At 35.9% G+C, this 23,957-nt stretch carries 43 protein-coding genes; 41 read left to right on the forward strand and 2 right to left on the reverse strand.

From position 1 onward, the window contains the following. The 23 genes from DWZ61_RS05205 (at position 1) to DWZ61_RS05295 (ending at position 11,895) form a co-directional block, all read left to right on the forward strand. Positions 1 to 294: a hypothetical protein gene (locus tag DWZ61_RS05205; protein ID WP_118537677.1), complete on the forward strand. Its 294-nt coding sequence runs from the start codon at positions 1 to 3 to the stop codon at positions 292 to 294. A gap of 10 nt (positions 295 to 304) precedes the next feature. Further along, positions 305 to 475, forward strand: a complete 171-nt coding sequence (locus DWZ61_RS19660; protein ID WP_182427012.1) for a hypothetical protein — start codon at positions 305 to 307, stop codon at positions 473 to 475. 23 nt (positions 476 to 498) lie between these two features. Further along, complete coding sequence (locus tag DWZ61_RS05210) at positions 499 to 708, forward strand: hypothetical protein (protein ID WP_118537678.1); 210 nt, start codon at positions 499 to 501, stop codon at positions 706 to 708. Between the two features lie 9 nt (positions 709 to 717). Then, a complete protein-coding gene (locus tag DWZ61_RS19485) occupies positions 718 to 921 on the forward strand; it encodes a hypothetical protein (RefSeq protein WP_147354681.1) in 204 nt (67 codons plus the stop codon). 94 nt (positions 922 to 1,015) lie between these two features. Continuing rightward, the gene (locus DWZ61_RS05215; RefSeq protein WP_118537679.1) at positions 1,016 to 1,270 is read left to right on the forward strand and encodes a hypothetical protein; all 255 of its coding nucleotides are present in this window, start codon (positions 1,016 to 1,018) and stop codon (positions 1,268 to 1,270) included. A gap of 91 nt (positions 1,271 to 1,361) precedes the next feature. Continuing rightward, positions 1,362 to 1,961 (forward strand): hypothetical protein, encoded by a 600-nt coding sequence (locus DWZ61_RS05220; RefSeq protein ID WP_118537680.1) that lies wholly within the window; start codon positions 1,362 to 1,364, stop codon positions 1,959 to 1,961. A gap of 137 nt (positions 1,962 to 2,098) precedes the next feature. Then, positions 2,099 to 2,332: a hypothetical protein gene (locus DWZ61_RS05225; protein ID WP_118537681.1), complete on the forward strand. Its 234-nt coding sequence runs from the start codon at positions 2,099 to 2,101 to the stop codon at positions 2,330 to 2,332. Between the two features lie 65 nt (positions 2,333 to 2,397). Further along, entirely contained in the window at positions 2,398 to 2,757 is a 360-nt protein-coding gene (locus DWZ61_RS05230; RefSeq protein ID WP_118537682.1) for a hypothetical protein, read from the forward strand. Then, complete coding sequence (locus tag DWZ61_RS19490; RefSeq protein WP_147354682.1) at positions 2,754 to 3,083, forward strand: metallophosphoesterase family protein; 330 nt, start codon at positions 2,754 to 2,756, stop codon at positions 3,081 to 3,083. Before DWZ61_RS05230 ends, DWZ61_RS19490 begins: the two co-directional genes overlap by 4 nt. Then, positions 3,023 to 3,679, forward strand: a complete 657-nt coding sequence (locus tag DWZ61_RS05235; RefSeq protein ID WP_118537683.1) for an HNH endonuclease — start codon at positions 3,023 to 3,025, stop codon at positions 3,677 to 3,679. The genes DWZ61_RS19490 and DWZ61_RS05235 overlap by 61 nt, the downstream gene beginning before the upstream one ends. A 348-nt stretch (positions 3,680 to 4,027) precedes the next feature. Next, positions 4,028 to 4,816 carry a radical SAM protein gene (locus DWZ61_RS05240; protein WP_118537684.1) on the forward strand — a complete coding sequence of 263 codons (789 nt, stop codon included), beginning with the start codon at positions 4,028 to 4,030 and terminating at the stop codon, positions 4,814 to 4,816. Between the two features lie 21 nt (positions 4,817 to 4,837). After that, complete coding sequence (locus DWZ61_RS20365; RefSeq protein WP_279220476.1) at positions 4,838 to 4,963, forward strand: hypothetical protein; 126 nt, start codon at positions 4,838 to 4,840, stop codon at positions 4,961 to 4,963. A 51-nt stretch (positions 4,964 to 5,014) separates the two neighbouring features. Continuing rightward, positions 5,015 to 5,815: a radical SAM protein gene (locus DWZ61_RS05245; protein WP_118537685.1), complete on the forward strand. Its 801-nt coding sequence runs from the start codon at positions 5,015 to 5,017 to the stop codon at positions 5,813 to 5,815. A gap of 9 nt (positions 5,816 to 5,824) precedes the next feature. Next, entirely contained in the window at positions 5,825 to 6,259 is a 435-nt protein-coding gene (locus tag DWZ61_RS05250; RefSeq protein ID WP_118537686.1) for a hypothetical protein, read from the forward strand. A gap of 35 nt (positions 6,260 to 6,294) precedes the next feature. Further along, entirely contained in the window at positions 6,295 to 7,020 is a 726-nt protein-coding gene (locus DWZ61_RS05255; protein ID WP_118537687.1) for a metallophosphoesterase, read from the forward strand. Between the two features lie 387 nt (positions 7,021 to 7,407). Continuing rightward, a complete protein-coding gene (locus DWZ61_RS05260; RefSeq protein ID WP_147354683.1) occupies positions 7,408 to 7,680 on the forward strand; it encodes a hypothetical protein in 273 nt (90 codons plus the stop codon). A gap of 72 nt (positions 7,681 to 7,752) precedes the next feature. Next, positions 7,753 to 8,208 (forward strand): hypothetical protein, encoded by a 456-nt coding sequence (locus DWZ61_RS05265; protein ID WP_118537689.1) that lies wholly within the window; start codon positions 7,753 to 7,755, stop codon positions 8,206 to 8,208. Between the two features lie 39 nt (positions 8,209 to 8,247). Then, complete coding sequence (locus DWZ61_RS05270) at positions 8,248 to 8,595, forward strand: nucleotidyltransferase domain-containing protein (protein ID WP_118537690.1); 348 nt, start codon at positions 8,248 to 8,250, stop codon at positions 8,593 to 8,595. A gap of 224 nt (positions 8,596 to 8,819) precedes the next feature. After that, positions 8,820 to 9,386 carry a helix-turn-helix domain-containing protein gene (locus tag DWZ61_RS05275; protein ID WP_118537691.1) on the forward strand — a complete coding sequence of 189 codons (567 nt, stop codon included), beginning with the start codon at positions 8,820 to 8,822 and terminating at the stop codon, positions 9,384 to 9,386. Beyond that, positions 9,376 to 10,194, forward strand: a complete 819-nt coding sequence (locus tag DWZ61_RS05280) for a DUF6036 family nucleotidyltransferase (RefSeq protein ID WP_118537692.1) — start codon at positions 9,376 to 9,378, stop codon at positions 10,192 to 10,194. The genes DWZ61_RS05275 and DWZ61_RS05280 overlap by 11 nt, the downstream gene beginning before the upstream one ends. 55 nt (positions 10,195 to 10,249) lie before the next feature. After that, a complete protein-coding gene (locus tag DWZ61_RS05285; RefSeq protein ID WP_147354684.1) occupies positions 10,250 to 11,119 on the forward strand; it encodes a hypothetical protein in 870 nt (289 codons plus the stop codon). Between the two features lie 97 nt (positions 11,120 to 11,216). After that, complete coding sequence (locus tag DWZ61_RS05290) at positions 11,217 to 11,564, forward strand: hypothetical protein (protein ID WP_118537694.1); 348 nt, start codon at positions 11,217 to 11,219, stop codon at positions 11,562 to 11,564. Continuing rightward, positions 11,557 to 11,895 carry a hypothetical protein gene (locus DWZ61_RS05295; RefSeq protein ID WP_118537695.1) on the forward strand — a complete coding sequence of 113 codons (339 nt, stop codon included), beginning with the start codon at positions 11,557 to 11,559 and terminating at the stop codon, positions 11,893 to 11,895. The genes DWZ61_RS05290 and DWZ61_RS05295 overlap by 8 nt, the downstream gene beginning before the upstream one ends. A 14-nt stretch (positions 11,896 to 11,909) precedes the next feature. On the opposite strand, the gene DWZ61_RS05300 is transcribed toward DWZ61_RS05295, so the two are convergent. Then, the gene (locus DWZ61_RS05300) at positions 11,910 to 12,482 is read right to left on the reverse strand and encodes a winged helix-turn-helix domain-containing protein (protein ID WP_118537696.1); all 573 of its coding nucleotides are present in this window, start codon (positions 12,480 to 12,482) and stop codon (positions 11,910 to 11,912) included. Between the two features lie 146 nt (positions 12,483 to 12,628). Here DWZ61_RS05300 and DWZ61_RS05305 point away from each other — a divergent pair, with 146 nt between their 5' ends. The 9 genes from DWZ61_RS05305 (at position 12,629) to DWZ61_RS05340 (ending at position 18,178) form a co-directional block, all read left to right on the forward strand. After that, positions 12,629 to 13,573 (forward strand): SPFH domain-containing protein, encoded by a 945-nt coding sequence (locus tag DWZ61_RS05305; protein ID WP_118537697.1) that lies wholly within the window; start codon positions 12,629 to 12,631, stop codon positions 13,571 to 13,573. 167 nt (positions 13,574 to 13,740) lie between these two features. Next, positions 13,741 to 14,373, forward strand: a complete 633-nt coding sequence (locus DWZ61_RS05310) for a hypothetical protein (protein WP_118537698.1) — start codon at positions 13,741 to 13,743, stop codon at positions 14,371 to 14,373. Between the two features lie 313 nt (positions 14,374 to 14,686). Beyond that, positions 14,687 to 15,286, forward strand: a complete 600-nt coding sequence (locus tag DWZ61_RS05315; RefSeq protein ID WP_118537699.1) for a BRO family protein — start codon at positions 14,687 to 14,689, stop codon at positions 15,284 to 15,286. Positions 15,287 to 15,337: 51 nt separating this feature from the next. Next, complete coding sequence (locus tag DWZ61_RS05320; protein ID WP_118537700.1) at positions 15,338 to 16,285, forward strand: DNA/RNA non-specific endonuclease; 948 nt, start codon at positions 15,338 to 15,340, stop codon at positions 16,283 to 16,285. A gap of 9 nt (positions 16,286 to 16,294) precedes the next feature. Further along, positions 16,295 to 16,516 carry a hypothetical protein gene (locus DWZ61_RS05325; RefSeq protein WP_118537701.1) on the forward strand — a complete coding sequence of 74 codons (222 nt, stop codon included), beginning with the start codon at positions 16,295 to 16,297 and terminating at the stop codon, positions 16,514 to 16,516. Then, positions 16,486 to 16,896, forward strand: a complete 411-nt coding sequence (locus DWZ61_RS05330) for a hypothetical protein (RefSeq protein WP_147354685.1) — start codon at positions 16,486 to 16,488, stop codon at positions 16,894 to 16,896. Before DWZ61_RS05325 ends, DWZ61_RS05330 begins: the two co-directional genes overlap by 31 nt. A gap of 279 nt (positions 16,897 to 17,175) precedes the next feature. Beyond that, a complete protein-coding gene (locus DWZ61_RS05335) occupies positions 17,176 to 17,562 on the forward strand; it encodes a hypothetical protein (protein WP_118537703.1) in 387 nt (128 codons plus the stop codon). Between the two features lie 4 nt (positions 17,563 to 17,566). After that, entirely contained in the window at positions 17,567 to 17,737 is a 171-nt protein-coding gene (locus tag DWZ61_RS19665) for a hypothetical protein (RefSeq protein ID WP_182427013.1), read from the forward strand. Positions 17,738 to 17,830: 93 nt separating this feature from the next. Then, on the forward strand, positions 17,831 to 18,178 hold the full coding sequence (locus tag DWZ61_RS05340; RefSeq protein ID WP_118537704.1) for a hypothetical protein: 348 nt from the start codon (positions 17,831 to 17,833) through the stop codon (positions 18,176 to 18,178). A gap of 37 nt (positions 18,179 to 18,215) precedes the next feature. On the opposite strand, the gene DWZ61_RS05345 is transcribed toward DWZ61_RS05340, so the two are convergent. Next, positions 18,216 to 18,518, reverse strand: coding sequence for a hypothetical protein (locus tag DWZ61_RS05345; RefSeq protein WP_118537705.1), 303 nt, complete (start codon positions 18,516 to 18,518; stop codon positions 18,216 to 18,218). A gap of 232 nt (positions 18,519 to 18,750) precedes the next feature. Here DWZ61_RS05345 and DWZ61_RS20370 point away from each other — a divergent pair, with 232 nt between their 5' ends. The 9 genes from DWZ61_RS20370 (at position 18,751) to DWZ61_RS05395 (ending at position 23,712) form a co-directional block, all read left to right on the forward strand. After that, on the forward strand, positions 18,751 to 19,104 hold the full coding sequence (locus DWZ61_RS20370) for a macro domain-containing protein (RefSeq protein WP_279220477.1): 354 nt from the start codon (positions 18,751 to 18,753) through the stop codon (positions 19,102 to 19,104). Positions 19,105 to 19,292: 188 nt separating this feature from the next. Beyond that, complete coding sequence (locus DWZ61_RS05355) at positions 19,293 to 19,529, forward strand: hypothetical protein (RefSeq protein WP_118537707.1); 237 nt, start codon at positions 19,293 to 19,295, stop codon at positions 19,527 to 19,529. 155 nt (positions 19,530 to 19,684) lie between these two features. Continuing rightward, positions 19,685 to 20,176, forward strand: coding sequence for a signal peptidase I (lepB, locus tag DWZ61_RS05360; protein ID WP_118537708.1), 492 nt, complete (start codon positions 19,685 to 19,687; stop codon positions 20,174 to 20,176). A 365-nt stretch (positions 20,177 to 20,541) separates the two neighbouring features. Then, positions 20,542 to 20,937, forward strand: a complete 396-nt coding sequence (locus DWZ61_RS05370; RefSeq protein ID WP_118537710.1) for a hypothetical protein — start codon at positions 20,542 to 20,544, stop codon at positions 20,935 to 20,937. A 30-nt stretch (positions 20,938 to 20,967) separates the two neighbouring features. Next, positions 20,968 to 21,219: a hypothetical protein gene (locus tag DWZ61_RS05375; protein WP_147354686.1), complete on the forward strand. Its 252-nt coding sequence runs from the start codon at positions 20,968 to 20,970 to the stop codon at positions 21,217 to 21,219. 8 nt (positions 21,220 to 21,227) lie between these two features. Continuing rightward, positions 21,228 to 22,679 carry a hypothetical protein gene (locus DWZ61_RS05380; protein WP_118537712.1) on the forward strand — a complete coding sequence of 484 codons (1,452 nt, stop codon included), beginning with the start codon at positions 21,228 to 21,230 and terminating at the stop codon, positions 22,677 to 22,679. Positions 22,680 to 22,713: 34 nt separating this feature from the next. After that, on the forward strand, positions 22,714 to 22,908 hold the full coding sequence (locus DWZ61_RS05385; RefSeq protein WP_118537713.1) for a hypothetical protein: 195 nt from the start codon (positions 22,714 to 22,716) through the stop codon (positions 22,906 to 22,908). Then, positions 22,905 to 23,411, forward strand: a complete 507-nt coding sequence (locus DWZ61_RS05390) for a macro domain-containing protein (RefSeq protein WP_118537714.1) — start codon at positions 22,905 to 22,907, stop codon at positions 23,409 to 23,411. Before DWZ61_RS05385 ends, DWZ61_RS05390 begins: the two co-directional genes overlap by 4 nt. A gap of 22 nt (positions 23,412 to 23,433) precedes the next feature. Continuing rightward, entirely contained in the window at positions 23,434 to 23,712 is a 279-nt protein-coding gene (locus DWZ61_RS05395) for a hypothetical protein (protein ID WP_118537715.1), read from the forward strand. The last annotated feature ends 245 nt before the right edge of the window (positions 23,713 to 23,957 follow it).

Genomic DNA, 23,957 nt, shown 5'->3' on the forward strand with positions numbered 1-23,957 from the left:
ATGGAATTTTCGGATTTTTATGACATAGCTGAATATGGAAATAAACACTGGAAGGGTGCGTATTCTCAAAAAGAGGTTAAGCAGAACGCTTATGATTATTATACGGATTTTCTTGCCTGTATGGACGAAGGAGAATTAACACCAGTTATCAAAGAATTAGCCAGACTTCTTGCCGATGATGGCAGCAATGAAGCAAAATACTGGTTGTTTATGATCGCAAGTTCTCTGAATCTTATTAATATAACCTTTGCTGATTGCCTGAAGACTGATGAATGGTTAAAAAATTTTTTATAAGGAGAAAAATATGAAAGTAATTATTGATATTCCTGATGTAATAAAATACGATTATGAAACCGACAAATTCAAGGATTTTTTTGAAAGGTGCATTATGGATATGGGATGTTGCTGTGGCCTTTATGAAAAAGAAATAGCTGAGACACTTGAAAAAGCATTCAAAGAAAGCACAGTTGTATAATAATATATGTAAGGAGAACGGTTATGAAAATTACTAATATCAAATGGGATACTGATGGTGATGAAGAAGTTTTTGCAACTCTTCCTCAAGAAATCGATGTTCCGGAATATTTTCTAGAAAAGAAAAATTTCGAAGTTGACGGAGAATATAGTAGAGATGAAATGTTAGATCAATTGTCTGATTGGCTTTCTGATGAATATGGATTCTGCCATGGCGGATTCGATGTCGAATAGGAGGCAGATATGCAGTATCAATTATATGCTAGATATGGCAAAAAAGATAATGTATGGCATTCTCTCGGATTATTCCAGAAAAGAAAAGAAGCTGAAAAGAATCAGAAGAAGCACAATCCCGATTGGCTATATAGAGTAGCTCCTTATTATGGAAAAATAATTTACGCAGATTTGCCACCGGCATATGAATTGTGGCCGAGAATGTGTGGATAAGAAAGAAGCCTTTTGGTTTCTTTTCTTTTATTTTATGCAGAAATTTGCAATAACACTACTTTTAATTTATAATTGGTCTATCAGGAGGAAAATAATGGAAACCTTAAATATAGAAATTGTCAAAACAGAAGAACCACAGGTATGCGTGCTCCCTAATATCGCTGCCATGAAAGTTAAAGATTTTCTGGACGAAAAGAAAATTGAATACAGATGTGTAGGACAGGAAAAATTTGTAGACGGTTGGCCTGGAGGATGCACCTTCAATGGTAAAGTGTATACCCGTTTCGTTCAGGCAATAATCACCTGTATTGACAGTGAATGCTTACATGATCTTGCTGCAATGTTATAAGTTAGAAAAAGAAGTCAAAAGGCTTCTTTTTCTTTTATCCTCCTTTATCTGTCATATTAACTATATCAACAGATAACAGGAGGAAAATAATATGGGATGGACAGGATATCAGCCAACTCACTTTAAAAAAGGTGGAATAGTAGACCGTAAAGCAGAATGTGATGCTTATTTTATGGAAGGCCTCAATAGAGGTAACTTCCAGGTATTGAAATCTTCAATAAAAGGCAGCGTGTATTATGCAGCCGTAAAGGATATGGTACGATATGCAGGTGAAGATGAAAAAGAACACAGTATCTATGTCCCGATAGATGACGGAAAAGTACGGGGATATGTTTTTCTTACGTCCGTCAAAGATGGAATGTTTTATTACAAGGACATTTCTGAAGACATGGGCCCAGGCTACTATGATTGTCCGGAGTCTATTTTAAAGCTTCTTAGCGAGACGCATTCCGAGTATGCTCTGAATTGGAGAAAACATTGCTGGGAAGAAAATGAGAAAAAGAAAACACATAATCTTTCCAAGTTACCAATTGGAACAAAAATCATTTGGACGAGAAAAGATGGAGTTGAGGTAGAGTTATTGAAACATGCTCCAGCATATCAGTTCAAAAGACCATTTTGGTTCAATGCAGCGGATCGGACTTATATGTCTGCAAAATGGATCGTTGACTGGGAAGTGAAGGAGGACTAACGATGAGTAAGGTAGAGCTGAATATCTGGCAGATTACGAAGGATATTCATTAACTGAAGGCTGCAAAATTGCAGAAAAAGAGTGGAATGAGATGTATAAGTAAATGGACATTCTAACGTGAAGTGAGGAGAAATGATATGGATAGACGAAATATTGCAATAACAAATAAAATGACAGAAATATTGAATAATGTAAAAGGGTTCGAAGCTGCAATGTCAAATCCAAAACAAGGGAAAATGCTGGTGCGTCATAATGGTGTTACTTTTTATGTTACAGTTGAACCAGTATTTAATGACAATGCCGAAGGAAATAGAGCTGAAAGTAAATCATTTGAAGATATCGTAGATTCACATAGTTGGATTTGGAACTAAGTTATATTAATACATTGGGCGGCAGATAACTGCCGTCCTTCAGTATATTACGAAAGGAGTAATACATGATACATCTCGAAAACGGGCATATTTATGAACTCACGAGTGATTTCGATATTTATTCATGTGATGACGGAAAGATAACAGTAAAAGCCGGTGCCGTTTTTGTAGCTGAGCGTGGAAATAATAGAATAATAAATGGCAGAGAATTGCCTTTTTACAATATATATATTTTACGGTCAAAAAGTTATCTTCCTTATTCATCCGCCTATATATTTCAATCAATCAGTGGTATAACAATTAAAGAAATCACGATGGATATGTTGGATAAAGAAGCATTTGCAGGGTATCTACCATGGAATATCCGATTCGGAACAAATAGCAGTATCAGAGCAATGCAAAAAATGATGGAGGAACGAAAATGATCTATATTACAGGAGATATTCATGGAGATCCCACAAGATTTTCCAAAGAAGCGTTTCCAGAACAATCAAAAATGACAAAAGAGGATTACGTTATTGTCTGTGGAGATTTTGGACTCGTATGGGATCAAATGGAATCAAGAACAGAAGAATATTGGCTTAACTGGCTTCAGAATGAGAGCAGCTCGATTTCTGGAACGTCCGGGAGTATGTATTATCCCGGGATGGTCATACCTGCCAGTGCTGCAAAGGCAAATCCAAGGATCCGGTGCTCAATGTACATCATATCGAGAGCCGAAAGACTGGCGGCGATGCTCCCAATAACCTGATCACCTTATGTGAGACATGCCATAAGAGTTATCACTCAGGTGCGGTGCAGCTGCCGAAAGCCATCCATCGTGGCATGAGATTCAAGGATGCTGCATTCATGGGTATCATGCGATGGGCGTTCTATAACAAGCTGAAGGAAGTTTATGAGCCACAGGATATTGAGATACGTATGACATTTGGGTATCTCACAAAGAATACCCGTATCCGTCATCATCTGCCAAAGGAGCATTACATAGATGCCAGGTGCATCAGCGGTCATCCGGAAGCAATACCCAACAACGAAGTTTTCTATCAGAAGAAGGTTCGCTGCCATAACCGCCAGATACATAAGAACACTATCCTTAAAGGTGGTATCCGAAAACGAAATCAGACCGGCTATCTGGTAAAAGGCTTCCGGCTGTTCGATAAAGTAGCTTACAAAGGCAGAGAGTACTTCATTTTTGGACGCAGGCAAAGTGGATTCTTCGATTTGCGGAATCTGTCCGGATGCAAAGTAAACAAAGGTAGTCTCAGTTACCGGAAGATCGGATTTCTGGAACCGAGACAATACTATTTATGTGAAAGGAGAGTAATGGACACCCAGGGCTGTGCTTAACAGCACTCCTCCCACGACTAAAGTCACGGGTGCCCGTGCTAAGCGAATTTATGAAATATTACCTATAATAACGAAGAGGGACAGATAGCTGTTCCTCTTTGTTATTATCTAAAAGGGATAGTATATTGGTACTTTCGATGTAAACGGGACAATAATCTGTGCCGGTTGCATAAAGGGATAATATACTATTCCTTTAAATTTATTAATTAAAGGAACATAATTCTATCACTTTCAATCATATAAGGGATATAATATTATCCTTTTAACATATAGCTTATAATTTTTAGAAATGATCTTTTTGTCTCTTTATCTGTCATATTAATGGTAGAAAAACAAACGGAGGTGCTTATGTTAAAAGAATTACGTAGCAGATCCTTTACAAATGGAAAGGTATATGCATTAGAAACAGAGGATGGATATCCATTGGAAGTCACCGATACTTTTTTACCAAATTATACAAAGGACGCAATCAATAACAATGAAAACACACTGAAGACATATGAAGTTGGAGACCGGACCGATCGCTGGATGATTGGTGTTAGTTGTATGAGCGGCTGTCCTGTGCATTGTAAGTTCTGCGCAACCGGAAAACTTAAAAGATGGCGTTGCTTAACAGCCGAAGAGATTGTTGCACAGGTAGAATTTGTTATCAAACAGAATCCTGAATACCGATTTGAGGATGCTTGGGAACATAAAATTAATTACACCAGAATGGGAGAGCCGTTCCTAAATATAGAAGAAGTTAAGAAGGCCATCCAGATGATTGACGAAAAGTATCCAGGAACGCATCATTATATCTCTACAGTTGGATTACAGGGAAGCGATTTTAGCTGGATTAAAGACAATATTACGTTACAAGTAAGCTTACATAGTCTTGATGAGGAAAGACGACACAATTTAATTCCTATCAGTAATCTGATGTCTATCGAAGAACTGGGCCAGATTCGGACAAATAGTAATTTAAAAACAACTGTCAATATGACATTGGTAGACTATGAAGATTTTGACATCAATATCTTGACCAAATATTTTAATCCTAGATATTTCTTTATAAAATTAAGTCCTATTAACGAGAACGAGATTTCTGAGAAAAATCATATGGGATCTGGTATTATCGAGAAAAGAAATTTGATGTAATACGCAAAGGAGGAAAAACTCATGGAGAAAATCGCAAATCAGTTAAGGGCAGCAGGTTATGATTACGCAGTTGCCATTGCGACTGAAGCAGAAATTACTGCAAAAGCTGCATGCGGCCAGTTAGCCATTATTACTGAGGATAAGTAATCGTTAACAGGAAATGCCCCACTCAGGGGCATTTTCTATGGAGGAAAAAATATGTTACATAATCATAGAGTGTTCCGGTATCGAATTATCACGAATTTTCATTGTAATCAGAACTGTTATTTTTGCTTTCAGCCGGAAAAGCGAGAAAAGATATTAGATATTGAAAAAATGGAAGATACTATGAAAAAGGTAGGTATGTTGGAAAGAGCTACCATTATGGGCGGAGAGAGTTTACTTTTACCGAATATCGTAGATTATTTCAAAGTAGTGCATAAATATGTAAATACAATTTGCCTGGTAACAAACGGTACGAAGTTAACTGAAGATTTGACAAAAGCTTTAGTAGAAAATGGACTGGAAGAAATGGCAATCTCTATATCTTCTAAAGAACAGTATAAAGCCAGAAGAGAACAGATATTGATTGCAAAAAAGTACGTGCCTAATTTACGCATTAATCTTCCAAAATCTTGGGAGTCTACTGGAAAAAAGTTATATGAACTTGTTGATATGATTTTAGCAGATGATATCGGCGTGGTTGTATGTGAAGATCTTATGGGCAGATACAATTTAAACTATAAAGACAGCTATGAAGATCTGCTTTATGGTATGGGCGCTAAATTATTACGTAGTGATGGACATAATTTCTTCACGTTTGAGTGGAAGGGAAAAGAATTTGGGTTGTTTGGGTATCACGGAGATAAAAACGCATCCGCAGATACGGAAGAAGCCGGATACGAAAAGACAGATATTATCATTACACCGAATTGTCATTCTGATGAACGGTATTCCCATAAAGTCTATTCTGTGTGGGAAGATTACTGCCATGATATAGGAAACCACGACTTGGCGTAGGAGTGCAGTATGCTTAAAATTGATTTTGGCAGCGGATATAATCCATATCCTGGATATAAAACATGTGATATTACTCAAGGTCCCTATTTAGATTATGTATACAATACAGAGACAAACGAAATTATTGGATTGCAAGAAGGATCCGTTGATGAATTTCGCCTTAAAAACGTACTACATCATGCTGATATACCGAAGGTGATTCAGTGTCTCCACAGATATTTAAAATCAGGCGGAATTCTGCAAATTATTGAACCCAGGACGGAGTATTACGAACAAAACCGGTGTCTGGATCTGTTTTGGTATCGTTACATTTATCCGAGATATGAAATAGCAATTCCTCCCAAAAAGAGAGTTGACTACTTAAAAATATGCGAGGCATATTTTAAAATCTCATCACATCAAAATGCAGATGTTTATGACGTTTATTTTTTTGTTAACCGATAATAATTAGCAGAACCGTATATAAGGAGTAAATATATATGCTATCTTTTTTACAAAAATTAATTAGTAGCAAAAATAATACAGTAATATCTTCAAAACAGGATGCTGTCACTGCAAATAGTGACGACTTAATTCAGGAAAAGCCAATACCTAACTGCAAAAATGCTTTCCATATATTAATCATTACAGATACGCATTGTCATATGAGAAAAGAACAAATAGAAGACTTTCTCTCTGACATCGAAGATAAAATTGATATTGTCTTTATATTAGGTGATATGAGCGAAAGAGATATGTTCGTTGCAAAAGAAATAGCTAAAAAATATAAAGCTCTCATCTATGGAATTCTTGGTAATCATGATTATGATGGACAATTAGAAGAAATGGATATTCCAAATTTTGAAGGAAAGATGATAGAATTTAATGGAGTTACGTTTACAGGAATGCACGGAAGCTTTAAATATAAGAACTCTGACGCACCTATGTTAACTAACGAAGAGAGTATAGAATTAGCAAAAATACTACCAACTTGTGATATTTTTCTTACTCACGATAAAGCTAGAACAAATAATGAAGAAAATTCGCATAGTGGATTAGAAGGCATAACTCAGTATATTTTAGATAAAAAACCAGAATATCATATTCATGGACATCTTCATGAAAATATGAACGAAAATATTGGCGGAATTAGTTCTTTGGGATTTTGTAGATATGCATATATCGAAGTATCTAAAAATGGATTAAAAATCAAAAAGATTTTTTAAAGATAGTTCACTGAAATAAAGTACGACAAAAAGCTCCTGTTACAAAGAGGTAAAATCAGATAAAGAACAATAAATCATTAAAAACATGGACGTAAAAATTTCTGTGCAGAAATTTGCAATAATTTTCAAAGCTGTTATAATAGCATTATCAGATGAAGAACACATCTGATTTCCCCTTTTATCTTTGATGAAGATCCCCGGAACTTTCCCCTCCGGGGATCATTTTTTATACATATATTTTCTTCCATATTATTTGTATAAACAAAGGAATTCAAAATAAAAACCAATATACTCAAAATCAAGATATTTTACGGTGAATTTTGTGCAGAAATTTACAGTGTTTTTAAATTTAATCTATCATATTAATATCAGAAAGGTGGTATAATTATGACATGTTATGACAGTAAAGAAGGATCATTCCCTATCAGTTATAAAGATTGCCAGTTACTGGCTGATGCCTGCGAAGAGCAAATAATTCAAATGGAGAAAAACCTGGAAGAGATTAGTCCGGAAAAATATTTGCGCTACAAGGAATTGCATCAGTATTTTCTTGGTATTCGGAAACTTATGGAAGCTCGTAAAATCAAGGAAGAAAATGCCAAAAAAGAAGAGGAAAATTTTCGAAAGCAGCTTACTGAAAGCTTGCAGAATCAGCAGTAATTGCTATATAATAGCAATAGTCAAAAATTAAAAGCTGGGAAAAATCCCAGCTTTTGTTATGAGGAGAAAATTATGTTTGATGGATTAAAATTAATGGATGCTCACGGATCCAGATTAGATATGGAATTTGAATTCGATTGGTTTTTGAGAACAATAGAAGTGAATTGTCCCAATAGATGGAATGAAGTAAGGGATGCTTTATATCATCTATTTTGTGGCGCCATGCGAGTGATTACAGATTATCGGTGGATTCCAGAATGCAAGGAAACAATTCTTTCAGGAATCAACATAACCTGTGAATTAAAAGAAGACGAAAACGGAAAAAGAGAAAGTAAGTCACTCGGTAAATGGACATTTTATCTAAACGTAAAATCCGGGACGACTTCAAAAGAAACTATAGAAAATCTGGAAAAAGATATGGAACGTTTCCTTCGTGCAAGATTTAATATTAAAGAGTCTCATGATCTGAATGTTGTACGAGAAGAGTATGAACGGAAGAAATTGCTGGAGAAGATTATTTTGCAGTAAAAGACCTATAATAGCATAATATATATAGGAGGATTTTCTATGAATTTTGTTATTCCGAGCGAAAGACATCAAAAGTCATTAGAATACGCTGTTAATAAAGCATCTGCTTCACCGATTTTTCCATATATAAGAAATATTGTTTTATTTGGTAGCTGTGCAAGAGGAGATTTTCATTGGTCCAGTGATGTAGATTTGCTATTTATTATGGATGATTCGTTTAATGATCACACCGAATTAAAGAGCGATTTGTTTACGTTACGGGGGAATATAAGTCCAATTGATTCTGAATGCCCGGAAGTCGATGCTAAATTCTATTCAGAGTCAAATTGGAAAAATCAAAACAGTTTCTTTTTGCAAAACGCTAGAAAGGATGGGATTGTGTTATGATAAATACAAATAATGATATCAATTACTTCAGAAGGCTCTATAGATGATACAATCGCGAATGCCAGGCAAAAGACTGCCGAAATTAACACTCAGCAATCATTGCCAATACAAAAGCATGATTCTAGCATACATTAAAAATATATACTTCACATTTAATTTAAATGGAATTTTTTATCTTGCATATTATAACGGTTATCCGTTATAATATATATGAGGTGATTTTTATGCTTAAAACATTATGTAATTTAAAAGAAATAAGCGTATATAGATGCTCTAAAGACACAAATATTCCGTATTCGACATTAAGTGACATTGCAAATCATAAAACGGACCCCAATAATATCAACGCACTTATACTAAAACGATTGGCTGAATATTTTTCTTTATCTATGGATGATTTATATACAATTTTAAATCTAAAACAGCGGGTTCCTTTTTCTTCATTTAGAAGCGAAATGTGTCACAAGCTTCACAGAAATGGCGATATAGAAATGCTATCATTTATTAGGAAAAATAATTATATTCCCATATTATGGAATATAAGATGGTATCCGGAAGCCCTATATACATTGGCCATGTTCGATGAAATAACAGAAAAAAATAACGCAAGCTTATGTATGGATTATGAACAATATAGGAAGACAAAAATGAAAGAGCTGATCGTCTCTCCTGATATTATTTTAATGGAGAAGCTAACAGGCAAAGACGATGAGCGTCAAAAACTGATTGCAAATGCCAATCCATATTTTTTACAGTACAACATATTGGAAGGAGATATTTATGCCGAGTGAAAATGATATACAACTTGACCGTGAACTAATGCTTACGTGTTTAAAAGAAGTAGCAAAAGAATATCACAAACAGTTTAAAGGAGGAAATATTGAAATTATTATAGTCGGCGGAGCATCATTGGCTATGAATTATAATTTTCGACCGGGAACGACAGATATAGACGCTTTTATTGTAGCTAGGGAAGATTTAAAAGACATCATCAATAAAATCGGTGACAAATACAATTTACCAAATGGTTGGCTAAATCAGGATTTTAAATATACAGATTCTTACAGCCCTAACATCCGTCAATATAGTAAATATTATGCTTCTTATTCTCATTGTATGGAAGTTCGGACGATAAAAGACGAATATCTTATAGCTATGAAATTAGCTTCTTATCGTCCTTATAAGCATGATCGATCTGATATTATTGGCATTATTATTGAAAATGATCGACAGGGCAGATCAATCACTTTCGACAAGGTAGATAAAGCTGTCCGGGATTTGTATGGAAACTGGAACAAAATATCTGTTGAGGCAAAGCTTTCGCTTAAATCGCTCCTTGCTGCACATAGTCTTGAAACTGTTTACGATGAGATAACCAAACAGGAGCAGATAAGTAAAAATACTTTGATAAACTTTGAAGAAAAATATCCAGGGATTCTTTCTGAAGACAATGTTTCCGATATAGTAAACTGTCAAACTCCTAAAGAAGATGTTTTATCCGTTGATGATTTAATAGCTAAAGCAACAGAAAAAGTTCAACAGTCAAATTCCAGAAATGTGCATACTCAATCCCTGAGTATCGACGATTTCATTTTATAACAAATTTTACACCGTCTATTTCTGTCATATTAACAGCAGAAAGGACGGTGTTTTTATGTATATAGAAAAGTTAAGATCACTAATGGAAAAAGCTCCCGGTGAAGCAGCAGATATTGCAGAATACGCACAAATGTTAACAAAATACGTAAACACAGTGGCAGATCAAGTACTGGCAACAGAAAGAAATCGAGCTTTTCTAATTTCTGAACGTATAGATCAGACTGAATACATTGCCAGAATCGAGCGAGCAAATGATGAAAGAAACAAAGCACATGACAAAGCATGTGCTGCCTGCAAAAATATCAATGATATCGCAGCTAGGAACGGGAAGCAGAAGATATTCGATTTTGAGCCACAGATAGAAACTATAAACGGAAGAATGGTTTTCACACAGGATAATCATTATCATGTGGCAAAATTTTGCGCGGATCTTACAAATGAATTATTCGAACAGGGCGCTTTACAAAAATCCGAGCATTTGATTGACGAAGTAGTGGAAAAAGCCAAAGAGAAACCATATCCGATCCTGCAGACTGCCGAAATGAGAGAAAAAATTACAGAATATGAGAACTTGAATAAGACAGAAGAATTACAAGGTTTTATGAATGATAGAAAATCCGGATCCATCAAATTAAGAGATGGAAGCATGCTTGAACTATCAAAGCCTAATTCTTATGGTGAATATGATGTGAAAACAGCAAATATTTCCGATCTTGGATCAGCTGATTTTTATTTTATAAAACGGGACAACAGTTTTATCGGAGAAGAAATTCCAAAAAATGTTATACAGGAAATAGCTGCCGATCATGGTGGTCCTATAGACATTAAAGAAACGGAACCTATGCGGTCACAATTATTAGAGTCCATATTAAATGGAGATTATGATAGAACAGAAAATGAAGAAATTCCGGACATTTCTCATTAAAAAAGAGGCGGATGTCACTTTGACACCACCTTTTCTATTTTTTCATATTTGTTTTCTATCATATTAGTGTTAGAATAATAGAAAAACGGAGGAAGAAATGCAGGGTATTAAATTGATAGAAGAAACAAAAACGGATAATCCATGGGGCGGAAAACATATTATCCGTAAAATGCAGGGATATGGATATGATATCCGGATTGTTTTTGATACGGAAGGAGACTTTCCATTACGACAAGTTTTTTTTGAACCAACAAAATGCAAAAATGAATTCCATTTTTTATTCAAACCGGTATATAATCCATCATTTCAGGAAAAAGGCATTGAGAGCATCTCAACTGTGAAACTTAACGTTGAAAAGCTGGATGAAATAACAGCGGAATTTGTTAATATTAAAGAAATGTTCCATGAGTTAAAAGAAAGAGAGGCAGAGCTATTTCATGAATGATAATATTTTCGAAAATATTATGCTATTAGTTATTGATGGAACTAATTCAACAGATCCAGATACATCCGAGCTTGCAATAGATGTATTAAAATCGGCAATCCGTTACGCAAAATACCGGATGGATTTCGCAATCAATGATAATGCATGGAAAATGGAGAATGACAAATATCGGACCTCGGCACATAACCGTTTCATGGACTGTCTCAATATCTATTTACGGTATTTGAAGAATAGTGGGATGAAAGTTATTGATTTGTCTGAATATGATCGGAAAACGCTGGGAGATATCGCTTGTTATATAGCATATAAAGCAGCAATTTTGCAAAGATAAGAAAAGACCAATGATTAATTCATTGGCCTTTTTTTATCGCATTTTAATTCGGGATAAGCATATAAATATTTTTTAACATGATACTGTATACATCCAACAGAGCAGTTATATTTTTGAGACATTTGCGCATAAGATATTTTATTATAAAGATAATCTTCTGCAATAGTAATTGTTTTTTGACCTAATTTTTCAGGCAGAATAGAACAAATTTTCTTTTGTCTCATTTGATCTTTTTTATGAAATTTAATATATCTTTCTACGGTTGATAATGAAAGATGATATTTTTCAGCAAGAACTCGCATTGATACTTTATTTTCATTATTATATTCTTCTATTATTTTCTTTTTAATCAAATCTCGTTTTGTTTCTGCAAAAGTATTTTTATTTTTATACAAATTCACATAATGCTGCACAAGGCTAATGCTGCAATTATGAGATAATGATATTTCTTTCCATGTTTTACCTTCTTTAAAATATTCTTCCCCTATCTGATTGGAAATTTCGGTAATATATTTTTTACTCCTATGACTATCATTAATGAGTGGATTAACAATAATAGTCTCTACTTTATTTTCTTGATTTTGCATGTAATATTACCTCTGATCTAAATAATATTTATTCCATAATAACAAAAATAATTCACAATAACAATATTTTTGCATACATTTTCCTTCATATTAATTTTGTATATATGAAAAATGGAGAAAACCATTAAAAACAGAAAGGATTTTTTATGAATATCGTATTACTTGTTATTGGTGTTGTAGCTGCAATTTTGGGAATTATAATTAGAGTTCTTACTAAGGATACTGATTATGAAAAGGACGGCAAACATTATGCACATCCTATGATTATCGGTGGCCTTATACTACTGGTATTTAGTCAGTCGTTTGCAATTATTCCAACTGGATATACCGGAGTAAGAATTACTTTCGGACAGATTGATAACCATACAGTACAGAATGGATTTAACTGGAAGATTCCTTTTGTACAGTCTATTAATCAGGTGAATAATAAGCAGCAGGATATTACATATACCGGCCAGGTTTGGAGTGAGACTGCTGAGCGTACCGTTTTATACTATGAAGGAATAACTGTCACATACACAATTAACCCCGAAAAGAGCGCCTGGATCTATGCGAACGTATCAGATTATAAGAAAAATCTGATTTCAGATAATCTTGTTGCATCCGCAATCAAGAGTAGCAGTAAGGAACTGAATTCTACAGATGCAACCAATCGTGGAATCATTGAACCTATTGCACAGGAAAAGATTCAGGAAGCTTTAGATCAAAAGTATGGTTCCGATGTGGTATTTATCAATAAGGTAGTTATCGCAAATACTGACTTTGAAGAAAGCTATAATCAGGCCATTGCAGATAAACAGACTGCGCAGCTTGCGTATGAAAAGCAGCAGATTGAAAATAAACGGCAGATTGAAGCGGCGGAAGCAGATGCTCAGGTTAAAACGACGCAGGCAAAAGCTGAAGCTGACGCAGCTGTAATTAAGGCGCAGGGCGAGGCGGATGCAAATAAACTTTTGAATGATTCCATTACGGATAAGATTTTGAGACAGCAGTATTATGAAAAGTGGAACGGACAGCTACCTAATGTTATTACCGGTGATTCCAGTGACATTATTATGGATATTGGAAAAACAACATTGGGAGAAGAATAATTTGAAAAAGAAACATTAAACTTTCTTCAGACTGTATAATAAACGCTTTTGGCCAGCTGGCCAGAAGCGTTTATTATACACATACATATTCATGATAACAATATTTTTGCATGTATTTTCTTTCATATTAATTTTATAAAATAACTTTTCGATAAGAGAATGAGTATATGTATGGAAAAATGATGATTGAGGAATTGAAACGTTTCTTTAATACAGATGAGCTAAAGCCAAGTATTGTGGTGCTGGATGTCGGTGTTTTCTTCCCATATGCGAATCAGGATATTTTGAAGTTTGATATGGGTTTGAACGAACTCCCTCTGGATGCAGGACGGTTTGATGATATGAAGTTCAACCATAGATATCCGAACCGTAATTATGTGACTCTGTCCTGTATTAACGAGCGGAAAATCAGTCGTGTGGGCTATCCTATTATAGGCGAAGTTGCGGAAATGACTGGAGAGAAGTATCTGTGTATGGATTATGGCATTGGGGATTCTAATAAAATTTCTATTGTGGTTCCTATCATGTTCAATTTAACAGAGGATGCTCCCTGTGCGACAATACAGGTAAGAATGAATCTGCGGAATCCAAATGAGCCGACTTTCAGTATTCATGTACATATTCCGTTAGATAAGGAAGAATGGAAAGTCATGAACTATTGGTCTCATGACGAGGTGCCGGAAGATGATTATAATGAACTGCTTATACCAGATGTGGCATTAACTTCCGAGAAAGATTGCAGAATCGTATATGAGCCGATTGTAATAAATGGCTACGGAGAAAACGATATGGTCGTTTAGATGCAATCTGCATCAGCTGAAGAAGCATCAAACAGAGAGCTAATAAGGTTTCTTTTTTTATGAGAAAAGTGGTTAATACAGATCAAGATATTGCATATTTTTTAAATTGATTTTCAAACAATTACTTTTACAAAAGTCTATTGTTTATGCTGTGTTGCAAGCATTTACATCCACTTAACGGATGTATTTTAAACATCAATATTTTTATTCTTATTTTTAAGGAATATAAAATATGAAATATTATTTTTTCAAATAATTGTTTCCATAATTTCTTTCATATTAATTGTATCAAAAGAAAATTGGAGGAAACGAAATGGACAAATTTGAAATATTTAATAACACAAATTTAGGACAGCTCACCGCTATATTTGGAGACAATGGCAATATTTGGTTCCTGACAAAAGATGTTGCTAAAATTTTGTGTATGAAGGCAGAGCATGCTCTTCGTTTAGTTGATCCTGAAGATAGAACTGAATTTTTCATCAATATCGGAACCGGCAGACGTAAATATCAGTGTGTAAATGAATACGGTATTTATGAAATGATTTTCGCATCCAAGAAACAGGAAGCAAAAACATTCCGTAAGTGGGTGACTCATGAAGTATTGCCGTCTATTCGTAAAAACGGTGGTTATATCATTGGACAGGAAGAATTGAAAGGAGAAGAGAAAGAAAAACTGGAAGAACAGATTCGTCAATTGGCGAAGCAGGTGAACGCTTACAGAGAAGACGGGAACCTGTGGATGAAGATGTATTTCGACATCCAGACTGACTACGTCAATGCCGTTGAGAAAATTTACGGCAAAAAGAAAGCTGATATTGATGCTCCTGAAAATTCTTCAGAGAAAGAATATGTTGTTACTCCTGAAGGCTGGATACTTCCGAAGAGCCTGATGGACAGAGATGAGGACTGATTATAAAAGAGCGGATTATTTCCGCTCTTTTTAAAACAAAAAGGAGAAATCATGAAAAAGAAATTAACTTTATTATTATCAGCAGCTATTCTTTTGCTGACTTCGTGCGGGAGCTCATTACCCGTAAACGAAAATCACGCAAATACAATCTCCAAAATTGAAATAATTCAGACAGAGTCGGAGGTTGATCCTGAAGAATCGCCAAGCAAATTTGATTCGTCTCAAATTCCCGTTTACGCAGGAAACGCATATACCACAATCAATGATAATATCCCTTTCTTTACCGCGGACGACACTTTGTCTGCTGGATATGAATTTTATAGTCCTCTGGACGAACTCGGAAGATGTGGTCTCGCTATAGCGCTTGTAGGCAAGGAAACAATGCCTACGGAAGAAAGAGGAGAGATTGGAATGATTAAGCCTACCGGATGGCATACCGTTAAATACTCCGGTATCGTAGATGGTAATTATCTTTATAATCGCTGTCATTTGATTGGATATCAACTTTCAGGAGAAAATGCCAACGAAAAGAATCTGATCACTGGCACGAGATATTTTAATGTAACCGGTATGCTTCCATTTGAGAATGAAGTCGCAGATTATGCCAAAAACACCGGAAATCATGTTATGTACCGTGTGACTCCTGTGTTTACAGGCGATAACCTCGTAGCAGACGGAGTTCTTATGGAAGCATATTCCCCGGAAGATAACGGAGAAGGTGTTTGCTTCTGTGTATTTGTCTATAACGTTCAGCCTGGTATTGAGATTGATTACGCAACAGGCGACAGCTGGATCAGCGAAGCAGCGCAAAAAGAAAATGATAATAAGACAGATGACTCCGTTGTCGATTACGTGCTCAATACCGGTACACATAAATTTCATCTACCGGATTGCGACAGCGTTACGGATATGAAACCACAAAACAGGAAGGATTATAGCGGCAGCAGACAGGATCTTATCAATCAGGGATATGACCCTTGCAAAAGATGTAATCCATAGGAGGTAAACATGGAATATGCAACGTATCAAATAACGCCGGAGATCCATGGAGAAGGAACATTTTTCTTCACTGACTGCGGACATAAGATGTATTCAAACCGGGATAAAACGGCGTACCACGGCTGTCTGTGTCCGGGATGTTTTAGCCAGGGAAAAATGACGACGCTTTATATCCGCGGATCAGAAGAAGGAAATAGGTATTGGAAAAAGAGACTGGAGGAAAAATTATGATTATATGCAGATACGAAGGAGAAATTCATTGTATTTCAGAAACGGAAGATTTTCGGGAAATTGTAGCACCAGAAGTTTTTGATGCTTTGTGTGAATTTCTGAAAATAAAAGAACATGATGCAGAAGAGTATGATGATCTGGAACGAGAATACGATAGATTATATGACAAACTCGAAGATACAAAATCCGAACTTGAAGATGCCGAAGCCGAGATTGATTGCCTGGAAGAAGAGAATGATTCTCTATCAGATAAATTATCCAATATTTCCAAAAAACTGAAAAAGCTTCTCAGCGACAAGAGTTTAGGATATATCGATCAGGAAGAATTCAATAGCAAAATCAAAGAATTAAGCGACGAATACAGTATCATTGAAAAATAGAAGCACTTTCTATGTTGATATAAGAATTTTGCAAACTTCTGACCTACTTTTCTATCATAATAGTAATATCACAGAAAGATGGAGAAAAACTTTTCCCGGGGTTAAGATAAAAATCCCGGTTGATCTTATAGATTTTACTTTTTATAACTCCGGCATATGGCCGGAGATAACATAAAACAACCTTTTTCTAAAGATACAGTCCTACCGGATGGACAACGTGAGCTGCTTCATCCGGTTACGGAAGCAGTTACTATAAGAAAATAAAGAAGGAAAAATAGAATGTTTGAACTGTTTAAGAAGAATGTAAAAAAGAATGTAAAAAAGAATGTAAAAGAAACTGTTGTGCCGACAGCTGAAAATATGCTGAAGGAAACAGACCCTAACACCATTCTCAAATGGGTAGAAGAAATTACGGAAGCTAAGGATAACGGTAGAACAAATTGTTATTTATGTAGTTCGGATGATGGAAGAATAACGCGTAATTCCGTTAAAAAGATCGTTGAAGCTGGATATGATATTAGATTCAGTTTTTTAAAAAATTCTATTACAGGTCCGTCTCTTTTCGTAAGAGCATCTTGGAATGAAGGATGCAGTGGAAAGATTTACGACGAACAGGCAAAAGATTATGTAACGCCTGATCAGATGTTTGAAAGAATTATGAGGTAAAAACATGAAAAAATATACGGTGACTGTAATCCTGGAACCACATTGTAAAGAGTATTCTGGTAGAAGATACTTAAAAATGGAGGCGCTTGCCAATTCAAGAGAAGAAGCTATCGAAAAGGTATATGGCTTTATGAAGGGCATGGTCCAGGATTTCGTAAAGGTAATTGTGCAGTAATCCTCCCACAACTATACAACGCTCCCGCCGAGCGAAACATTTCTTACTGTTTCCGGCGGGGGAACAGTTATGGCCACAAGGAGGGCAAATCATATGAATAATTTAAACGAAACGAACCTGTTAAAGGCAACCATGACTCAGCCGAGATTAGCTTTCGAACTCGTTAAGGCACTTGGTAAGGCATCGGAGGATCTGATGACTTATGAGAGAATTAATTCTCGTCCTGATAGAGAACTCGCCCGTAAGAGTAAGTTAGGGGAAGCTGTTAAGTATTCGAGCAAAGTGGTCGGAGTTGTGTCCCGGATGGAACGTGAAACAGGTTTGAAAATCATCAAGAATTTTCTGCATAACGACAGTGAAAAACTTGAGTTCATGCAGGATGTGGATGATTTCTTTAATGAACTCTATGCAGAGTCTCAGGAGAAGTCCAAAAATGCATAAAAATAACGCCTTCCGGTTTTCCGGCAAGGCGTTTTTCTTATAATTCCGAAATGATTTTTGCAATTTTATCCTGAAGCTTTCCACTTTCGGCTGCAAGAGCGACACCTTTCAGAAACGTCATATTTTGCTTTGCGTCTTCAATGGACTCATCTGCACCTTTCATAGAAGTTCTTGCCAGATACGCATATCCTTCGGAAGAAATTTCTCTGTATTTTTCGATCAGATCCTTGAGTTTCGGATGATCTTCGTATTTTTTAATTTCCTTATCAAATTCCTCTTTTTCCATCATAGCCAGATCCTCATATCTTGACTGGTTAGGAAAGTTTTTAATTTCTGCCATTTCTTATCCTCTTTTTTTTGCTGTATTCTATTTTCTATAATTACTATAGCATAAAAGAATAATGTGGGCAAATTTCTGCACAGAAATTCTGACATATTAATCTTATAAAAAGAAAGGGTGAGAGCATTTGCAATATATAGAAAAATGCGCGGACTTATTTGATATCGATGATCCCGACGTATGGTTTGTATAGTGTATATCCGCTGATTTTGCTTGCGGAAAGGGTATTGCCATCGAATTCAACAAGCGCTTCAGTACAAAACAGGAACTTCGGAAATACTACAGACCAGATGTATGGAACGATAAAGGATACTGTCTTGTAACCTCACATGTTTTAAATCTGGTAACGAAAGCAAAATATTATATGAAGCCTTCGGAAAAGACCATGCGGACGGCATTAAAAGAACTTCATGATATTGTTATTACATACGGTATAAAATCTATCGCAATGCCTAAAATTGGCTGTGGTCTGGATCGGATGGACTGGGAAGTCGTAAGGAGTTTTATACAGGAATTATTCGGAGATATTGATGATCTGAATATTACCGTATGTTATAAATGGGAAGAAAAACGAAATTTATGGTAGGAACCAGGATTTTAGATTGATTAACTCAAACAAATTCGTTTGTTACATTACCTATGGACGGGGTATCCTTTTCTTAAAGATGAAAAGCCGTGGCGTTTGTCACGGTTTTTCTGTGCAGAAAAATCTTTCATCCATGTTTTTATGTCATAATAATGGTATCAAACAAAAGACAGAAAGGAGAATATTCTATGGGTTGGATCAACTCGCATGTCGTGACAACAAAACCCATCACAGACATTAACGGATGTCTCATTCCAAAAGGGAGTGAGTTAATGACTATATATGGAACAAAAAGAGGAGACAGTGCTGAAATAGCAGGTTTCAGATCATGCGAAAACGGAAGAGCTTATAAAATTCCATGGGCACAAACAGAGCATATGAAGATTCTGCCGGAGAAACTGATTATGAGTTCTGCGTTTTTATAATTTTTCTGTCATAATAATAGTGAAAGTGAAAGGACCTCTTTCATAAAACACATTTTTCTTCTCTGGTAACCCCTACAGCAATGTGGGGGTTTTGTTATTTTTCTGCACAGAAATTTTCCTGAATCTTTCATATTAATAGATGGGAGGAGATCTCTATGGTCAATTTAAAAGAATATTTTAAAAAGCTGCGGCCTTACTGCATAGCGGCTTTCGGAATTTATCTTATTGTATCGCTATTTTCCAGAAAACTAATCGTAGACGGAAATTCCATGGAACCAAATTACCATAACGGAGATGTTTTGAAGATCAATTCAGTAGTTTATCTGACGTCGGAACCGCAGCGCTATGACGTCGTCGCCGTTCATATGCCGTCGATGGATCTTATCAAGAGAATTATAGCCCTTCCCGGTGAAACGGTCCGTATAGATGAAAACGGAGAGGTTCTAATCAACGGAAAAGTCATAGAGGATCCGTTTGCGAAAGAAGCGATCACACAGGATATGCGTGGATTAGCGGCCGATACCATTACACTAAAGGATAATGAATTTTTTGTGATGGGAGATAACCGGAACGCAAGCACCGACAGCAGAACGATTGGACCGATACAAAAGAAACAGATCATTGGAAAAATCAGAGAAAAGAGGTAGAAAAATAAATGCAAAGATAGAAAACATGCACAAAATTCCTGATTGCGGTAAAATATAACATTGCGTGTCTTTCCGACAGAGAAAAAGAAGTTCTCGTTTGTTTATGTAATGGAATAAGTAACAAGGAAATTGCTGCAGAATTGCATTTATCTATGCGAACGATCAAAAGCCATCTATCCAGCATCTTCCGAAAATTCTTGTGGAAGACAGGACGCAGGTTGTCGTGTACGCAATTAAGGCGAAATTAACATTTGTGTAAAATTTGAAAATCCCTTGATCATCGGGGATTTTTCTGTGCAGAAAAATTCGATTTTCACTGATTCTGTCATAATAAAGGTAGAAAATACTTGATTGGAGGAATTGTTATGACACTTAATGGCGAAAAAATTTTATCAGTTGCCGAAATTGCCGACGCTTTCGGCATGCCGGACTATACACTGAGAAGCTACATCGGCGTTCTGAAAAGGAAAAACGAAGATATCTGCAAGGAAATATTCAAGGAGTTCAAGACAGGAGATAAACCGGATATTTATGTAGGCACAGAAGGCCTTCTATATTTATACCATAAGGTATGTGACCCGGAAGATTTTCCGAAGATCCTTCCGCTCATTAAAGAATGCGTACTCGATACTTCAGGGGATCTCATCGCTGATATTTTATCCGTGATCGAAAAATATCAGCCAAAAGAAGAAAAAGAGACTCGATATGACAGAGAAAAATACCATCCGGACAAGAGCGGGGTTCCTGAGGCTGATAAATAAGCTAAAATGTGGTGCGGCCGGATGACAGCCATGATGAAAGAAAACAAAAACTATCTGATGAAGGTGGGTCCCGCCGGCGTAGTCATGCGAAAGATATATGCCAAGATGCGCAATGTCTACGGAATCGTATTTGAACAAGAATTAAAAGAGTTCTACAACAAATACAATCTGATCGATAAACCGGATGTTTCAAAAATGCGACTTGTACAGGAAAAAGAACAGTTAATGAGCCTGTATCAAAGTATCCTGGTGAACGTTATTTCCGAAGCAAAACTGAAGTAGGAGCAACAATGCAAAAGAAGATAGATATCACCAAAAACCTGTATTTTTATATTGTCGCCTTTCTCGGCATCATGATCATTTTCTGTGCAGTAAATCTCAATCCCAATAATGATATGTGGTGGATGATCTCGACTGGCAGATATATTGTGGAAAACAGAGAAATTCCGACGATTAATCCGTTTACGATTCATGACGGCTATGAAATTATTGTACAGCAATGGCTGACTGCAGTATTTAATTACGAAGTATACAGTCATTTTGGAAATATCGGATTTCTCGCTACGGCTATTTTGATGAGTATTTTTAGCTTATTTTTATGCTATCAATACATTTCTTTATTTACAAATGACATTAATATAAAAATATTCCTTATTTCCGTGGCAGCGTTTGTTTTTTCTGCCTTTGCCGCCACACGCCCGACGATATTTACGATTCCCTTGATTTTGTTTGAATTGATAAATCTGGAAAAATGGAATGGAGACAAGAAGAAAATCAGATATCTGCTTTCTCTGATTTTCCTGTCTGTTCTTGAGATCAATATCCATGCAGCCTTATGGCCGCTTTTGCTGATATTGACGCTTCCGTATATTGCCCCAGGCTGCGCTTTAAGTTTCAAATACTTTGTTACAGAACTCGTGAACAGGAAGCGACTGATTATTGCGGATATCTTTATGTTGCTTTGCGGGTTTCTGAACCCGAATGGCGTTAATGCAATGTTATATCTTGTTAAATCCTACAAGAAAACAGCATTGATGAATTCCATTCTTGAACTGCAGAAACCAGCGATTTTAGGCATCTGGGGAATTCTCTTAATAGTACAGATTGTTTTTCTCGTACTTTATTTGCGGGAATATGGCACAAATTCCGATTTTTCAAAAGTATTTCTGGCAGCCGGCACGATCTTTATGTCCTGCACAGCGGTCCGCAATGTATGGATGGCGGCAATCGGCTGTTTGTCATTGTTCGCAAACATGCTCCCGAAAATGATCCGTTTTCGAAAGGAGCACATATACGAATTATGGAAAACGATCATCATAAATGCGGTTTTACTCGGCTGCATCGCCATTATTTTGCCGGAAGTAGCCGGACAGATCGAAAATAAGAAAATACCTGCAAAAAATGCCGCAGAATATCTCGCATCAGTTGCAGAACCGGATAGGGAAAGAGTATATACTTCGTTCGATAACGGCGGAATGTTCGAATGGTACGGCTTCGAAGTATATACTGATGCAAGACCGGAGCTTTTCACGAAAGAAATCAATAAAAAAGAGAGTATAGATGATGAAATATACAATGTAGAGTATGGATTTATAAATTATCGTGATTTTATCGATAAATATAACTTCACTTATATCGTCGTAAACGAAGACGTTCCGTTTATGCACTATCTCGAAAATAATGAAAAATGGACGTGTATTTACGAAAGCGGCGGGATCTGCATTTATGCAAAATTTTCATAATTGATTTTCTTTCATATTAAGGAAAAAGAAAGATATGTTATACGAATTTGACAAAGATGAATTTTATAACCGGCATTTAGGCCCTATATCTGTGGATATCATTGCAGAAAATGTAAAGAAATCGTATGCGGAGCAAAATAGAATATTTGGTGAATTAATACATTGGAAATCCATGGTTGTTTTCCGTCATATTAATGAAAATCAAGAAAATCAGGAGGAAAATAAATGAAGATTAATTTTATGATAGGAGACATCACAAAAGTTGCAGATCAGTTTGACGTGATCGTAAATGCTGCGAATAATACCTTATTGGGCGGTGGGGGAGTAGACGGCGCTATCCATAAAGCTGCCGGTCCGAAGCTTCTCGAAGAATGTAAAACACTAGATGGATGCGAAACCGGAGAGGCAAAAATTACAGGAGCCTACGATATTCCCTGTAAAGGAATTATTCATACCGTAGGACCGAAGTATACAGAAGATCCCGTCAACGCGCCGATCCTGCTCTTTCTCGCATACATCAACTCTATTGATGTAGCGGTGGCAAACGGTTACAGAAAGATCGCTTTTCCTTCCATTTCCACTGGTATTTATAAATATCCGGTAGAGGAAGCAGCTCAGATTGCTAAAAGAGCGGCACATTTCATGGGAGAAAAGGTTCCTGATTTGGAATTGACCTGGGTATTGTTTTCAGAAGAGGATCACAATATCTATACGAAAGTATTTTATTCATAATTAGATTTGATGGAGGAAAATTATGCGAAATATAGAAGATTATAATTGGGATGATTTGTATGAAAAAGTGGAGAATTTTATCAGAGGATATATTCCCGACGCAAATGTAAACAAGGGAGTCAAAGCTTTTTATAACGGAAATCCAAGAGTAGAAATTACCTTCAAACAGAAAGGCAACCAAACTGCTATCAAGACTCTCGACAAGGAACCGTGTTTCAGATCTCTTAGCGGATACAATGTAAAAGGTACGAGAATCTGCAGAGCTGAGATTATTTTTGACAAAGATGGTAATATAATTTAGAATTTTGTCATAGGTAAAAAGGAACAGGAATGGTTCGACTTTTTATAAAATCGATCAATAAAATCCAGATTGGAGATATTGTAGAAATTAAAGCGCAAGTCGTTGATTATAATGACGGGGACGAAAAATAAAGCTTAGAATCACTGGTTATGCAGAGAATAAGATAACTCCCGTAGATAGATATATCTGGGTAAAATATACTGATATTAATAATTTAAACTAACGATTTAAGGAGAAACAGAATA

Source organism: Clostridium sp. AF34-10BH (assembly GCF_003478095.1).
GTDB lineage: Bacteria > Bacillota > Clostridia > Lachnospirales > Lachnospiraceae > Acetatifactor > Acetatifactor acetigignens.

Coding starts and splice junctions, on each gene's coding strand:
- DWZ61_RS05205 (WP_118537677.1), top strand. CDS start 1: ATGGAATTTTCGGATTTTTATGACATAGCTGAATATGGAAATAAACAC.
- DWZ61_RS19660 (WP_182427012.1), top strand. CDS start 305: ATGAAAGTAATTATTGATATTCCTGATGTAATAAAATACGATTATGAA.
- DWZ61_RS05210 (WP_118537678.1), top strand. CDS start 499: ATGAAAATTACTAATATCAAATGGGATACTGATGGTGATGAAGAAGTT.
- DWZ61_RS19485 (WP_147354681.1), top strand. CDS start 718: ATGCAGTATCAATTATATGCTAGATATGGCAAAAAAGATAATGTATGG.
- DWZ61_RS05215 (WP_118537679.1), top strand. CDS start 1,016: ATGGAAACCTTAAATATAGAAATTGTCAAAACAGAAGAACCACAGGTA.
- DWZ61_RS05220 (WP_118537680.1), top strand. CDS start 1,362: ATGGGATGGACAGGATATCAGCCAACTCACTTTAAAAAAGGTGGAATA.
- DWZ61_RS05225 (WP_118537681.1), top strand. CDS start 2,099: ATGGATAGACGAAATATTGCAATAACAAATAAAATGACAGAAATATTG.
- DWZ61_RS05230 (WP_118537682.1), top strand. CDS start 2,398: ATGATACATCTCGAAAACGGGCATATTTATGAACTCACGAGTGATTTC.
- DWZ61_RS19490 (WP_147354682.1), top strand. CDS start 2,754: ATGATCTATATTACAGGAGATATTCATGGAGATCCCACAAGATTTTCC.
- DWZ61_RS05240 (WP_118537684.1), top strand. CDS start 4,028: ATGTTAAAAGAATTACGTAGCAGATCCTTTACAAATGGAAAGGTATAT.
- DWZ61_RS20365 (WP_279220476.1), top strand. CDS start 4,838: ATGGAGAAAATCGCAAATCAGTTAAGGGCAGCAGGTTATGATTACGCA.
- DWZ61_RS05245 (WP_118537685.1), top strand. CDS start 5,015: ATGTTACATAATCATAGAGTGTTCCGGTATCGAATTATCACGAATTTT.
- DWZ61_RS05250 (WP_118537686.1), top strand. CDS start 5,825: ATGCTTAAAATTGATTTTGGCAGCGGATATAATCCATATCCTGGATAT.
- DWZ61_RS05255 (WP_118537687.1), top strand. CDS start 6,295: ATGCTATCTTTTTTACAAAAATTAATTAGTAGCAAAAATAATACAGTA.
- DWZ61_RS05260 (WP_147354683.1), top strand. CDS start 7,408: ATGACATGTTATGACAGTAAAGAAGGATCATTCCCTATCAGTTATAAA.
- DWZ61_RS05265 (WP_118537689.1), top strand. CDS start 7,753: ATGTTTGATGGATTAAAATTAATGGATGCTCACGGATCCAGATTAGAT.
- DWZ61_RS05270 (WP_118537690.1), top strand. CDS start 8,248: ATGAATTTTGTTATTCCGAGCGAAAGACATCAAAAGTCATTAGAATAC.
- DWZ61_RS05275 (WP_118537691.1), top strand. CDS start 8,820: ATGCTTAAAACATTATGTAATTTAAAAGAAATAAGCGTATATAGATGC.
- DWZ61_RS05280 (WP_118537692.1), top strand. CDS start 9,376: ATGCCGAGTGAAAATGATATACAACTTGACCGTGAACTAATGCTTACG.
- DWZ61_RS05285 (WP_147354684.1), top strand. CDS start 10,250: ATGTATATAGAAAAGTTAAGATCACTAATGGAAAAAGCTCCCGGTGAA.
- DWZ61_RS05290 (WP_118537694.1), top strand. CDS start 11,217: ATGCAGGGTATTAAATTGATAGAAGAAACAAAAACGGATAATCCATGG.
- DWZ61_RS05295 (WP_118537695.1), top strand. CDS start 11,557: ATGAATGATAATATTTTCGAAAATATTATGCTATTAGTTATTGATGGA.
- DWZ61_RS05300 (WP_118537696.1), bottom strand. CDS start 12,482: ATGCAAAATCAAGAAAATAAAGTAGAGACTATTATTGTTAATCCACTC.
- DWZ61_RS05305 (WP_118537697.1), top strand. CDS start 12,629: ATGAATATCGTATTACTTGTTATTGGTGTTGTAGCTGCAATTTTGGGA.
- DWZ61_RS05310 (WP_118537698.1), top strand. CDS start 13,741: ATGTATGGAAAAATGATGATTGAGGAATTGAAACGTTTCTTTAATACA.
- DWZ61_RS05315 (WP_118537699.1), top strand. CDS start 14,687: ATGGACAAATTTGAAATATTTAATAACACAAATTTAGGACAGCTCACC.
- DWZ61_RS05320 (WP_118537700.1), top strand. CDS start 15,338: ATGAAAAAGAAATTAACTTTATTATTATCAGCAGCTATTCTTTTGCTG.
- DWZ61_RS05325 (WP_118537701.1), top strand. CDS start 16,295: ATGGAATATGCAACGTATCAAATAACGCCGGAGATCCATGGAGAAGGA.
- DWZ61_RS05335 (WP_118537703.1), top strand. CDS start 17,176: ATGTTTGAACTGTTTAAGAAGAATGTAAAAAAGAATGTAAAAAAGAAT.
- DWZ61_RS19665 (WP_182427013.1), top strand. CDS start 17,567: ATGAAAAAATATACGGTGACTGTAATCCTGGAACCACATTGTAAAGAG.
- DWZ61_RS05340 (WP_118537704.1), top strand. CDS start 17,831: ATGAATAATTTAAACGAAACGAACCTGTTAAAGGCAACCATGACTCAG.
- DWZ61_RS05345 (WP_118537705.1), bottom strand. CDS start 18,518: ATGGCAGAAATTAAAAACTTTCCTAACCAGTCAAGATATGAGGATCTG.
- DWZ61_RS05355 (WP_118537707.1), top strand. CDS start 19,293: ATGGGTTGGATCAACTCGCATGTCGTGACAACAAAACCCATCACAGAC.
- lepB (WP_118537708.1), top strand. CDS start 19,685: ATGGTCAATTTAAAAGAATATTTTAAAAAGCTGCGGCCTTACTGCATA.
- DWZ61_RS05370 (WP_118537710.1), top strand. CDS start 20,542: ATGACACTTAATGGCGAAAAAATTTTATCAGTTGCCGAAATTGCCGAC.
- DWZ61_RS05375 (WP_147354686.1), top strand. CDS start 20,968: ATGATGAAAGAAAACAAAAACTATCTGATGAAGGTGGGTCCCGCCGGC.
- DWZ61_RS05380 (WP_118537712.1), top strand. CDS start 21,228: ATGCAAAAGAAGATAGATATCACCAAAAACCTGTATTTTTATATTGTC.
- DWZ61_RS05385 (WP_118537713.1), top strand. CDS start 22,714: ATGTTATACGAATTTGACAAAGATGAATTTTATAACCGGCATTTAGGC.
- DWZ61_RS05390 (WP_118537714.1), top strand. CDS start 22,905: ATGAAGATTAATTTTATGATAGGAGACATCACAAAAGTTGCAGATCAG.
- DWZ61_RS05395 (WP_118537715.1), top strand. CDS start 23,434: ATGCGAAATATAGAAGATTATAATTGGGATGATTTGTATGAAAAAGTG.